This window comes from Microcoleus sp. D2_18a_B4, assembly GCF_036702475.1.
In the GTDB taxonomy this organism is placed as follows: domain Bacteria; phylum Cyanobacteriota; class Cyanobacteriia; order Cyanobacteriales; family Microcoleaceae; genus Microcoleus.
Window position 1 is genome coordinate 1 of sequence record NZ_JAUBTL010000106.1, and the last position, 12,617, is coordinate 12,617.

The following is a 12,617-nucleotide window of genomic DNA, read 5'->3' on the forward strand; positions in this document are numbered from 1 at the left end:
TGTGGAACCTGCAAAGCCAAAAACCCATCGCTACCCTCACCGGCCATAGCAGTTCGGTCTGGAGCGTCGCCTTTAGTCCCGATGGCAAGACATTGACTTCTGCAAGCAGTGACAACACCATCAAACTGTGGAACCTGCAAAGCCAAAAACCCATCGCTACCCTCACCGGCCATAGCAGTTCGGTCTGGAGCGTCGCCTTTAGTGCAGATGGCAAGACATTGGCTTCTGCAAGCTATGACAGGACCATCAAACTGTGGCACCTACAAAGCCCAAAACCCATCGCTACCCTCAGCGGGCATAGCAGTTCGGTCTATAGCGTCGCCTTTCGTCCAGATGGCAAGATATTGGCTTCTGCAAGCAGTGACAACACCATCAAACTGTGGAACCTGCAAAGCCACAAACCCATCGCTACCCTCAGCGGGCATAGCAGTTCGGTTTGGAGCGTCGCCTTTAGTCCAGATGGCTTAACTTTGGCTTCTGCAAGTGACGACAACACCATCAAACTGTGGAACCTGCAAAGCCCAAAACCCATCGCTACCCTCAGCGGGCATAGCAATTCTGTCAGAAGCATCGCTTTTAGTCCAGATGGCTTAACTTTGGCTTCTGCAAGCTTTGACAACACCATCAAACTGTGGAACCTGCAAAGCCAAAAACCCATCGCTACCCTCACCGGGCATAGCAATTCTGTCAGAAGCATCGCTTTTAGTCCAGATGGCAAGACATTGGCTTCTGCAAGCTTTGACAAAACGATCAAACTGTGGACTTGGGATGTCGATAAACTAATGGCATTAGGTTGCAATTGGATCGGGGATTATCTCAGAACCAATCCGAAAGTAACAGAAGAGGATAAACAGATGTGTGCTGATTACCTAAGTCAACAGTCAATCAAATAGAATTTAGGCAAAAACCGCCAGCCAGCCAGATGTTCGCCATACATTTTTTTACCACTACTTCCACTTTTTCCGTTGTCCATTCCTCACTCGCATCAGTCACAACCCTAATATTTCTCTGCGGCGAATCTTCCTCCACAACCGGCACCAGCATCAGATTATTAAATCTTGCTATTTAATTTTCACTTTTGTAGTTAGGCGAGGTTTGGGGAGTTCAAAAGGCGGTAGGTGCTAACTCTGAGGGATATGGCACTGATGCCCCTTGGAATATAAAGTGTAAAACTCCTGGAGTGCTGACATTTGTTCTCTCAATCTAGATATCTCTACATCCCAGGGAGGGAGTAGTTTCTCAAGGTGGCGAACCTCACTAAACCACAGTCGTAACTCTGGTTTGAGAGTTGCATAGAGCGTTTCGGGACACGACAGTAATATTGCTGTTATTATCTCTGCTACGAATGGCTGTTGCGACCACTTCCCTACAACAGACATTGCATCCGAGTCATCGCTTGACAAGCATTGGTGAACAATATCAAACAGTGAATTTAACTGAATAGCTGCCCGTAATTTCTCAAGTGTCTCTGCAGTCTCTGAGGAGGTATGCACCATAGTTGTGAACTCAACAGGCAAATGGTGCAGAATGGTACTGACAAATGAAGCGATTGAATCTGGTTGCTCTTTTCTCACAATGTCGGGGAGTATTTCTGCAAAGTAAGGAGCAACACTACGCCACTGATATAAATCACAAGCAACATGAAAAAAGGTTTCTGGCAACCTTTCACTCTTCTGCAATAAAATATAACCTCGACATTTATTAGTGACGGGATCGACAGGTTCAAATGCTTGCCATAACAAAGGCAGAGAAACCCAGTGAGGTGGATATTTGAAACGGGCAACATCCAGCAGAAGAACTAGATCCCGCTTTGGATGATAGCCACCAATTGGTGAGAAGTGACCATCACCCGTTTGTCCCAATACCTTTCGGCTGTAGGAAACAACTAGATGAATATCACCTGACGCCGTAGTCACTTTCTCAACTGCTTGCCGAAAGTTTTCCAAGCTGCTTTGGTGGTAACGGTTAGGTTTTACAACAGCACCGTTGCAACGTGCTATACAGACAAACTCATCAAAGGTGATACCGTTTTCTTTAATGACTGAAAGAGGTAAGCAACAGTCTAAAAATTCCTCTCCATACCATCTCCACACCCCTTTCCAAATGCGACCCGGATCGATGGATAAGGCATTAAGAACAACAACTAAACTACCCAATCCACAAAAAGCCGGTTCTGCTTGAGTATGAAACTGCTCCGCTAGAGCAAAATACCCTTCCATACCTCCCAATGCCAACGCTTCTCGAAATATTTGCTTTCCCTCTACGGAGGAAAAGGAAATAGCAGAATCGGGGAGTGAACGACGATAAAACCCTTGAGCAGACATTGAGTGTTTTAACCCTGATTGCTTATGGTGCTAATAAATATTATGCAATATCGTCACATTGATAATGATGAATGCACTTATTTACTCTTTTTTTCAATTTTAGCAATAAAACGCTGCGAAGGTTTGACTTTCGGGATGCAAATTTTAAAAACGTGATTATTTGCGAGGGACGGCTAGGCATCAAGGTGAGGAAAGAATTCGGCAATTTGCCACAGAGTGAGCGTTAGGCAGCTTGGATAAATCTCACAGCACCCTTCTCTAGAACAGGCATCTTGCCTGTTCATAAAAAGCTTATTGAGAATGGTGCAACATCTCAGATAAATCACACTTTTCTGAATAGCCTCAATCACGCGATCTTTTATAAGAGTCGGCTCAAGAGTTGTAATAGTTGCAATAAATCAAATTTAAGCCGGTGATTTGGGTTGGCAATGATGTGGTCGATTTTCAGGGGATTTATATTGACGTTGCTGATAACGATATGGAAATTAGCAAATACCTTAAAGCGCCCCTTTCTGCTACCTTGTTGGCTGGCATAACCAGCCATTCCGTCAAAAATCACTATCAGCTATCGGATAATTTTATAGCCGCACAAAGGAGAGGTGCGTCACAGTTAATTGATAGTGTTTACCGTTGGGTGGGGGCGGGTTTTTGAGATTGTTGGTTTTAGCCAGAGATTGTTGGTGAACCCGCCCCTACAGTGACTGCAAAATGATTGAAAAATGTAAAATTTTGTATTATATGAACTGACCGAACTTATCGAAAATAGACGAGAATTGAACAGTTAATTGATCGTGTTTACCGTTGGGAGGGGGCGGGTTTTTGAGATGGTTTGTTTTAGCTTGAGATTGTTGGTGAACCCGCCCCTACAGTGACTGCAAAATGATTGAAAAATGTAAAATTTTGTATATAAATTGACCGAAGTTGCGGAAAATAGAGGATAGTTGATGTTCAATAGATTTCAATCCTCCGCGAAAACAAATTTTAATCAGGTAATAAAATGGTAGTAGCAGCACCAGTTCAATCCGGCAGTCAGTCGATTTTTCAAACTCGCTACGAGAACTTTATCGGTGGCAAGTGGGTGCCACCGGTGAAAGGGAAATACTCGGAAAACCTTTCTCCAATTACAGGAAAATCAATTTGTCAAATCCCCCGATCGAGCGCCGAGGATGTAGAATTGGCACTGGATGCCGCCCACGCTGCGAAAGACAAGTGGGGTAAGACTTCCCCAGCCGATAGGGCGCGGGTTCTGCACAAAATAGCCGATCGCATCGAAGAAAACCTCGATCGCCTCGCCATCGCCGAAACCTGGGACAACGGTAAACCAATTCGCGAAACCCGCCTCGCAGACATACCGCTGGCGATCGACCATTTCCGCTACTTCGCAAGCTGCATCCGAGCTCAAGAAGGATCGATCGGCGAACTCGACGGAACCACCGTCGCCTACCACTTCCACGAACCCCTAGGCGTCATCGGACAAATCATCCCCTGGAACTTCCCGATATTAATGGCCGCCTGGAAACTCGCCCCAGCCCTCGCCGCCGGTAACTGCGTCGTCCTCAAACCAGCAGGCCCCACCCCCGCCTCAATCTTGGTACTGATGGAAATCATCGCCGACTTAGTACCAGACGGCGTAATCAACGTCATTAACGGGCCCGGCGCCGAAATCGGCAAAACCCTCGCCACCAGTCCCCGGATTGCCAAAGTCGCCTTCACCGGCGAAACCACCACCGGCAGGCTAATCATGCAATACGCCTCCCAAAACGTCATCCCCGTCACCCTAGAACTAGGCGGCAAATCCCCCAACATTTTCTTTGAAGATATCTGCGCCCAAGATGATGAATTCCTCGACAAAGCAGTCGAAGGATTAGTCATGTTTGCCTTCAATCAAGGCGAAGTGTGCACCTGTCCCTCCCGCGCCTTAATTCAGGAGTCAATCTACGATCGATTCATGGAAAAGGCGATCGATCGCATCCGCCAAATCAAACAAGACAACCCCTTAGATCCGACAACCGCCCTCGGCGCCCAAGTCTCCATCAACCAGATGGAAAAAATCGCCGAATACGTCAAAATCGGTCACGCCGAAGGCGCAGAATGCCTGATTGGAGGCGAAAGAAACATCTTACCCGGCGACTTGCAAGACGGCTATTACTTCCAGCCAACAGTCTTCAAAGGAAACAACAAAATGCGAATTTTCCAAGAAGAAATCTTCGGCCCAGTATTAGCAGTAACCACCTTCAAAGACGAAGCCGAAGCATTAGAAATTGCCAACGATACCCTCTACGGTTTAGGTGCCGGAGTTTGGACTCGCGACATCAACACCGCCTACCGCATGGGCCGCGCCGTTCAAGCAGGCCGCGTGTGGACAAACTGCTATCACCTATATCCAGCCCACGCAGCATTCGGCGGCTACAAATCATCTGGTATCGGCCGCGAAAATCACAAAATGATGTTAGATCACTACCAGCAAACCAAGAATTTGTTGGTCAGCTACAGCCCGAAAGCATTAGGTTTCTTCTAAGGTTTTAGTCATTGGGAAGAAAGAAAGAAGAAAGACACACTTCAAGGATTCGTCAACTCCTTCTTTCTCTCTTTCCTCTCTTTCTCTGCGTCCTCTGCGCCCTCTGCGGTTCATTAAAAAAAATCTCATTCACAAACGAAATAAAATTGCTACACAAAGAGACTGCAATGGAAACTGCCAAAGTCACCGCAACAGAAGCCGCTTTAAAATTAATTAACCATCTCAAAACTCAACACGGAGAATTGATGTTTCACCAATCGGGCGGCTGCTGCGACGGTAGTTCTCCCATGTGCTTTCCCGATGGCGAATTGATAATCGGTGATGGTGACGTATTGCTGGGCGAAATAGGGGGTTGTCCCTTTTATATTGCAGCGCAGCAATACAAATATTGGCAGCACACGCAGTTAATTATAGACGTGGCATCGGGGCCCGGAGGCAGCGATTTTTCCTTGGAAGGGCCGGATGGAGAGCGTTTTATTACTCGTTCTCGCTTGTTTGTTAATGCTGATTAACTCTGTTTATCCTTAACTTGCCGGCAGTTTCTCTCAAAACATTAATTTGCTTAAGCCTGCAACCCGGTTTCTTTCTTGGGAGCGAAAAAACCTATTTTTATTTAAGTTTTTATCTAAGTTTCTCGCGTGGGCTAACGACGACTAATTTTCTGACGAGGGCAAAAGCATCTTATTTTAGAATACTTACTGGACAAAAGTTTCAGACATTATTTGAGTTTAGTTGCCAAAAATCAAACCCTTGTTGAATCAGCAAAATTGCTAGATAAACTCCTGATGTTCCCGCGCCGATAATACCTATCCTACTCTGGGACGAAACCATTTGTGCTTCTGCTGATTTAAGATTGCCGATCGGTTCTCAAACACTATTGTAATTAGGGAAAATCCAATTGGGGCGATCGCTCAATTGCGGATTGAGCTTTTGTTGATAGCGACAGGTTTCACGCTGCCGCTAAAATCAGTATCTGAGCCGGTGCAGGATTAATTATTAATTGGCGACTTCAAAGTTTCTGCACTCAAAACTTCAGAAGACTTTAAACTTGAGTATTTTTAATTAAAGCCAATTCTATTTTTTCACCAGCCTTTTGAGTCACTTGTGCGCGCAAACCGGGCCCAAAAAAAGTAGCTATTTTGTCTTGCTTTTCTTCCCATAAGTCGATCGACAGTAGTGGCGAATAAAACTCTAAAATTAACCCATAAGCACCGTCAACATCAACTTCCCGCAACCCTTGCAGAAGCGGCCGTTCCTCGTCTGTCGGGGCCAGGCCCAAGCGCTCCAAAGCATCATCTAAGTGCGCGGGTTGGCCGTAGCGAAATCGAGTGATATCTTTGCGGACTTGGTTTTGAGTATCTGTGGCCTGACTTTCTCGCAAGAGGAGAACTTCAGCAGAGGTAGGTTCGGTGAACTCCACCGGTTCGAGTTCGGCGGCTTTGAGAGCCAAACCTCCCAGCAACAGCGGAATTCCATAAAAAAACCCGGCTAGGTTCAGGGTAGGTCTGTCTGTGAAGTAGGCTCCGAAACCGACTGCTGCTATAATACCGCCAACAACTAAGGCTAGGTTTGCTAAAGAAATTTTGCGTAACATATTAGTGAGGTAAGTAGTCCGACAGAAATAATATACTTTAATTATTATCTGTCAAAAAGTCTTGAATAAATTTAGTTTTTTTGCCAAAAGACCTGCAAAAACTGCTAGCATCTATGAGCGCGGGAGCGGTGTGCATCCACAGTCTTGTCTCTAGCTTCAGAAGCTTATCCAGCCGGACTCGTCCGGGCGCGCCATCGGTAAATATCCGTGTTAATTGCGCGGCTTTGGTTCCAGAAGGCAATCGAGATCGGCAGTATCATCAAAGTATACAGAGTGGCGATCGCGATCGACACTCTTGCCCTTTCAACCATTTTTCGGACATGATTAAAGACGAAGACAAACAAACTGCTGGAGCAAACAAGGCGGTTCTGGAGCAGATTAACTCGCTCAAGCGCGAAGATGAAAGGCTTTATAATATCTTAGCGATCGATGTCTGGGCCCTAGCCAAGACGATGGATGAATATCAACCGGGATTTTGGGCTGCTTTTATGAAAAACCGGGAGAAAGCCCTGAAGCGATTTTTAGCTGGAATGATGAAAAATAAACCCGCAGATACCAAACGTCCGCCTTTTTTGCGCTAAAATGTGGCTGAAGTTGGGCTGCACTTTTGATGTACAATCAAACTATAACACAGACCCAAAAACCCTGAGCAGGTTCATCACTTCCCATATATAAACAGTGAAGGATTGGCCCAAAAAGGGATGTCGGTGAATTAAGAATCTCCGTCTGTTCGCAGGGGGGAATGTCAAATATTTTTGTTAATACTAGCAAAGGCAAAAAACAATGGATGCACAGACAATCAAAGAGCGCGTAGCACAGATCGAAGTCAAGCGGGAATCCCTCGTGCGGCTGTTAGATCGATCGGACTTGGGAGCCATGAGAATAGATGTGAGTCAGGCGATCGAAGAAATTGACGATCTCTTAGAAGAATTCAAGCGCACTTTTAACAGTTAGGGCCATTGGGCATGCCCCATGCCCCATGCCCCATTCCTAATGATTAATTCAAAACCATATCCATCAAAATTTGCTGAGAGCTCACCTCCGGGCAATTAGCAGGCGGCCGCCGCTGAGAGTAGTGTCCGGAGGGCTGCAAATCCCAAGCTTGGCGGTTGTCAGCCAGCATTACACCCAAAATTTCTTGCAATTCCTTGGCAATTGTCGGGTCTTCCACCTGAACTATGGCCTCAACCCGTCTTGTGAGATTGCGCTGCATCCAATCAGCAGAACCAATATACACCTCTTCGTCGCCACCGTTGAAAAAATAAAACATCCGAGAATGCTCTAAAAAGCGGCCGATAATACTGATAACTCGGATATTTTCGCTAACACCCTCAACGCCGGGACGCAAACAGCAAATCCCTCGAATAATCAAATCAATTTTAACTCCCGCTTGCGAAGCTTCGTACAAAGCAACAATGATTTGAGGGTCAACTAAAGCATTCATTTTAGCGACAATGCGGCCACAGCTACCGATGCCGCCTTCGGCCTGCAAGCGGCAGAATTCTGCCTCGCGCCGGATTAAAGCTAAAAATCGATCGCGCATATTGACCGGTGCCACCAATAATTTGCGATAAGATACCTGCCGCGAATAACCAGTCAAATAATTAAACAAATCCGTCAAATCCGATCCCAAATCCTCGCGACAACTCAACAAACCCACATCGGTATACAGTCCGGCTGTTTTGGGATTGTAATTGCCAGTGCCGATGTGGACATAGCGGCGGATGTACCCGTCCTCGCGACGCACTACCATCACAATTTTGGTGTGGGTTTTGAGTCCCACCAAACCGTAAACTACGTGGACTCCAGCTTGTTCTAACTTGCGAGCCCAATTAATATTATTTTCTTCGTCAAACCTAGCTTTGAGCTCTACTAAAACGGCTACCTGCTTGCCGTTTTCCGCAGCTTGAATTAAGGCGCTGACGATCGGCGAATCTCCAGAAGTGCGGTATAAAGTCATTTTAATCGCTAACACGGAGCGATCGTGCGCCGCCTCAGTAATAAACCGCTGCACCGTCGCCGCAAACGAGTGATAGGGATGGTGCAGCATCAAATCCCCCTGCCGGATGGTGGTGAAAATATCCTCGCCCTCTTCAGCATCCAACCTCGATTTGTCTAAAATCCTTGCCGATTCCGAGTTCCGCAAGCGTGGTGGCACAACGGGAGTCCAAGGCGGGTCTTTCAGTTCCGGCACCGGCAGCCCCACAAAAGACATCAAATCCTTGAGGCCTAGCAGCCCCTCTACGACGTAAACATCTTGCTCACCGAGCTCCAGCTCCTCCATCAGCATATCTCGCAGCGCAGGGGGCATAATCGCTTGAATTTCCATCCGCACCGCAGAACCTCCAAACCGACGCTTGCGGAGCTCCTGTTCTATTGCCAGCAGCAAATCCTCTGCCTCATCTTCCTCCACCGTCAAATCGGAATTGCGAGTAATTCGGAACGGGTGATATTCCTCAACGTCCATCCCCGGAAACAAAGCTTCTAAATTGTGGGCAATCACCTGTTCTAGGGGCACGCCAGTCCAAACAGGAGATTTGCCCCTCTGCTGCCACTGCAAATCCCCCGGCAAAGGCAAAAACCTCGGCAAAACCTGCGGTACTTTGACGCGGGCAAATAATTCTTCCCGCGTGTCGGGGTCCCTGACTACTACTGCTAAATTGAGGCTGAGATTGGAAAGGTAGGGGAATGGGTGGCTCGGGTCAACTGCTAGGGGAGTGAGTACGGGAAATACTTGTTCTTTGAAGTAGCGGTGCAAGTAATTGCGCTGTTCTTGATTGAGGTCAATGTAGTCGAGAATGTAGATTTCGCTTGCTGCTAGTTTCGGCCGCAGGGTTTGCTCAAAATAGGCGTGTTGCTGAGTAACCATCGGCAAAAGCCGCTTGTTCAGGGCATCTAGCTGTTGTTGAGGTGTGCGGCCGTCGGAGGTTAATTTGCTGACTTTGGCATGTACTTGTTGTTTGAGGGCGCCCACGCGCACCATAAAATATTCGTCTAGGTTCGAGCTAAAAATAGCGAGAAATTTGAGTCTTTCTAGGAGGGGCGTGCGGGGGTCGAGGGCTTCGTGGAGCACGCGGTTGTTGAATTCTAGCCAGCTTTGTTCTCGGTTGAAGTAGTATTGGGGGTCGCTGAGATTGATTTCAGTGTAGGTTTTGGCGGGGGTCTTTTTTGGCTTGGGCATGGTTTGGGGGAGTCTTTGGGAGGCTCGGTGATGGCATCTCTAGAAATAGTATTGTAGGTTAAAGGATTGGTTCGCATCTGCTTTTGGTCGATCGCACGTTTTTGTGATTCCTGTAGGGAAACGGCAATGCCCTTCTTCGTGTCAACTTAAGACTCCAACCTTTGAGAAATCTCATTTTTACCCGAATCTAGATCCCCCTAAATCCCCCTGATTGTTGGGGAGTAGGGGTTGACTTTGAGAAGAATCTTGTCCCCCCCTTCGTAGGGGCGGTGCCCCCGTGCCCGCCCTTGGCGCCGGGGGGATCGGGATTTAATAGTCAAACAGCAGTCTGTGACTGGGTTTGAAGTTAAGTGGACACCAAGGGCATTGCCGTGTCCGGCCCCTGAATCACGAACCAATCCCCCCAATCCAATTCCGCACCCCATCCAACAAATCATCTCCATCCACCCGAAAACCTGTTAACGGCAATTCCAGCGGTGGGTTAAGCGTGCCATGCTTGATAAAAGTCTGGGTAAGTCATATTTTCGGCACAATTCCAGATGACTTCGTGACATCTTTCATTCCGACCCAAATCATTTTTGTAGATTTCCGAAGTTAGGCGATTTTTTAAACCTGAAACTGCGGTAGCGAAATCTTTACCTGTCATAATTTTCAGTAAGCTATCTGTCGGGTCAAAAAGAGAATATTCAGGGTGATAACTAGGAATCAACTCTATTAAAGTAGCGAGCGCAACTGGGTGATATTTCTCTATTCTCCCTAAGCTAGATGCCGCTCGACACCGGGTATCTGCATTATCTGAATTGCGGATTAACTCGACTAATGTGGCGATCGCAACCGGGTTATTTTGGTCTATTTCTCCCAAAAATTCTGCCGTTTGAAGCCGGGTATTTTCATCACCTGAAGTGCGGATTAACTCGACGAAAGCGGCGATCGCAACTGGGTTATCTTTGCCTATTTTTTCTAATTTATTTCCCAATTCCCACAGATGATATCCATTCTGAAAAGTCCCGAGCAACTCGACTAAAGTGGAGATCGCAACAGGGTTATTGTTGTCTATTTTTCCTAAGCATTCTGCCGCTATCAGACGGGTATATTCACCTTGAGAAGTACCGAGCAACTCGACTAAAGCGGAGATTGCCTCTGGGTTATTTTTGCCTATTGCCCCTAAGCTTTTTATCGCTTGACACCGGGTACTTTCAGTACCGGAATTGCGGATTAACTCGACTAAAGCGGCGATCGCAACTGGGTTATTTTTGCCTATTTTACCTAAGCTATCTGCCGCTGACCACCGGGTCCTTTCATTGGAATTGCGGCTTAACTCGACTAAAGCGCTGATTGCAACTGGGTTATCTTTATCTATTTTCCCCAAGCATTCTGCCGCTCGCCACCGGGTAACTTTATTACGTGAAGTGCGGATTAACTCGACTAAAGCGGCGATCGCAACTGGGTTATTTTTGCCGATTCTTGCTAATTTTTCTGCTGCTTGATAACGAGTATCTTTAGGACGGTAGTTGCGGATTGACTCCAATAAAGTTTCGATCGCTACCGGGTTATCTTTGTCTATCCTACCTAAAATTTCTGCCGCTCGCTCTTGGGTAACTTTATGTTCTGAAGTGCGAATTAACTCGACTAAAGCGGCGAGCGCAACTGGATTATTTTTCCCTATTTTCACTAAGCTATATGCCAATATTATACAAGTAGGTACGTTGTACCGACAGTAATGCGGGTAGAAATGGTTATGATCTGAAGTGCGGATTAGTTCTACTAAAGCTGCAATCGCTTCTGGGCTATCTTTGCCTATTTTTCCCAAGCTATATGCCACTTGCTTCCCGGTCTTTTTGTCAACTGACTTGCGGAGTAACTCGACTAAAGTGGCTATCGCAACTGGGCTATTTTTTTCTATTTCCCCTAAGCTCTCTGCCGCTACACACCGGGTATGTTCATCCTGAGAAGTGCCGATTAACTCGACTAAATAGGAGATAGTTTCTGGGTGATACTTGCCTATTTGCCCTAAGCTTTTTGTCGCTCGCCTCCGGGTATATTCGTCACCTGAATTGCGGATAAACTCGACTAAAGCGGAACCCGCCTTTTCCCGATCCGTCTCTTTCAGAACTTCCCTTGCTCTATCGACAATTGGATCGAGAAATGTCCGCCAATCCTGTTTTTGCTTATTAAAATAACCAAATCCCCAAATAACAATCTGCGATACAATCTCATCAGCAAGACTACAATCCTTAAACTCAGCCATCCCCGCAGCCGCTAGAAAATATGCCCGATATCCAGAAAATTTATCCCACCCAACCTTAAACTTAACCAACGCCTTAATAAACGCTTCCTTCTCCTCCTTCCCTACATCCTCACGCCCCAACCACAGCAAAATCACCTCTTTCCACTGCTTCTCAAAAATGCGGTATCGAGCATCAGGATGTTGCGGATTCTTAGGAATATGATTCAAGAAAAAGTGCCAATCCTCAACCGCCAACGCCGCAAAATATTCCTGAAACGTAGGATGGTAAAAAGCATAAATCCCTTCCGCCGTCTCCGCATCCCTCGCGACTAAATTCAGCCAACCCAAACGACAAGCTAACTCAAACTGCGATGCACCCATCACCCGATATGCCACACTTTCGGGCAACTGAAACCGATCCGTTTCATTTAACATCCCTGAAAGTGCCAATTTCCCCAAAGCCGCATTCAATTCCTGCTGCTGAATCCAATTCAGGCGCGGTTTTTTCCACTGATAAAAAGTTGTCACAAACCCTTGATAAAGCTTCGCCTTAGTATCCGGTAAATCCCCATCTAAGGATTGCCAAGTGCCGCACAATAGCGAACATCTCAGGGGATTTTTCACTAAATCTCGAATTCGCTCTTTTCCTGATGCTGCTAATGCTTCCCGTAGCTGTTGAGAAAGATCCCCCCCAGCCCCCCTTAATAAGCTATGCTTTATAAACATCTTTCTTAACAAGAAAGTTGACAAAAGTAACTACTTGTGTAGCGGAT

9 protein-coding genes and 1 pseudogene are annotated in these 12,617 nt (G+C 46.6%); 6 read left to right on the plus strand and 4 right to left on the minus strand.

From position 1 onward, the window contains the following. Positions 1-893 (plus strand): annotated as a pseudogene (locus QUB04_RS31570) (WD40 repeat domain-containing protein); the annotation flags it as partial. Between the two features lie 228 nt (positions 894-1,121). Here QUB04_RS31570 and QUB04_RS31575 read toward each other — a convergent pair. Then, positions 1,122-2,324, minus strand: coding sequence for a phytochelatin synthase family protein (locus QUB04_RS31575; RefSeq protein ID WP_333290617.1), 1,203 nt, complete (start codon positions 2,322-2,324; stop codon positions 1,122-1,124). A 412-nt stretch (positions 2,325-2,736) separates the two neighbouring features. Here QUB04_RS31575 and QUB04_RS31580 point away from each other — a divergent pair, with 412 nt between their 5' ends. The 3 genes from QUB04_RS31580 to QUB04_RS31590 all read left to right on the plus strand — a co-directional run bounded on the left by QUB04_RS31580 (position 2,737) and on the right by QUB04_RS31590 (position 5,354). Further along, complete coding sequence (locus QUB04_RS31580; protein ID WP_333290618.1) at positions 2,737-2,976, plus strand: hypothetical protein; 240 nt, start codon at positions 2,737-2,739, stop codon at positions 2,974-2,976. 345 nt (positions 2,977-3,321) lie between these two features. Further along, positions 3,322-4,842: an acetaldehyde dehydrogenase ExaC gene (gene exaC, locus QUB04_RS31585; protein ID WP_333290619.1), complete on the plus strand. Its 1,521-nt coding sequence runs from the start codon at positions 3,322-3,324 to the stop codon at positions 4,840-4,842. Between the two features lie 167 nt (positions 4,843-5,009). Then, the gene (locus tag QUB04_RS31590; protein ID WP_333290620.1) at positions 5,010-5,354 is read left to right on the plus strand and encodes a DUF779 domain-containing protein; all 345 of its coding nucleotides are present in this window, start codon (positions 5,010-5,012) and stop codon (positions 5,352-5,354) included. 530 nt (positions 5,355-5,884) lie between these two features. On the opposite strand, the gene QUB04_RS31595 is transcribed toward QUB04_RS31590, so the two are convergent. After that, entirely contained in the window at positions 5,885-6,436 is a 552-nt protein-coding gene (locus QUB04_RS31595; RefSeq protein ID WP_333290621.1) for a DUF2854 domain-containing protein, read from the minus strand. Between the two features lie 80 nt (positions 6,437-6,516). Between QUB04_RS31595 and QUB04_RS31600 the strand changes: the two genes are divergently transcribed. Beyond that, positions 6,517-7,017: a hypothetical protein gene (locus QUB04_RS31600; protein WP_333290622.1), complete on the plus strand. Its 501-nt coding sequence runs from the start codon at positions 6,517-6,519 to the stop codon at positions 7,015-7,017. Between the two features lie 202 nt (positions 7,018-7,219). After that, on the plus strand, positions 7,220-7,390 hold the full coding sequence (locus QUB04_RS31605) for a hypothetical protein (protein WP_333104150.1): 171 nt from the start codon (positions 7,220-7,222) through the stop codon (positions 7,388-7,390). A 43-nt stretch (positions 7,391-7,433) separates the two neighbouring features. Here the strand turns inward: QUB04_RS31605 and ppk1 are convergent, their stop codons facing one another. Both ppk1 and QUB04_RS31615 read right to left on the minus strand, forming a co-directional pair. After that, positions 7,434-9,617, minus strand: a complete 2,184-nt coding sequence (gene ppk1, locus QUB04_RS31610; RefSeq protein WP_333290623.1) for a polyphosphate kinase 1 — start codon at positions 9,615-9,617, stop codon at positions 7,434-7,436. 481 nt (positions 9,618-10,098) lie between these two features. Then, complete coding sequence (locus QUB04_RS31615; RefSeq protein WP_333290624.1) at positions 10,099-12,570, minus strand: HEAT repeat domain-containing protein; 2,472 nt, start codon at positions 12,568-12,570, stop codon at positions 10,099-10,101. Positions 12,571-12,617 lie beyond the last annotated feature (47 nt).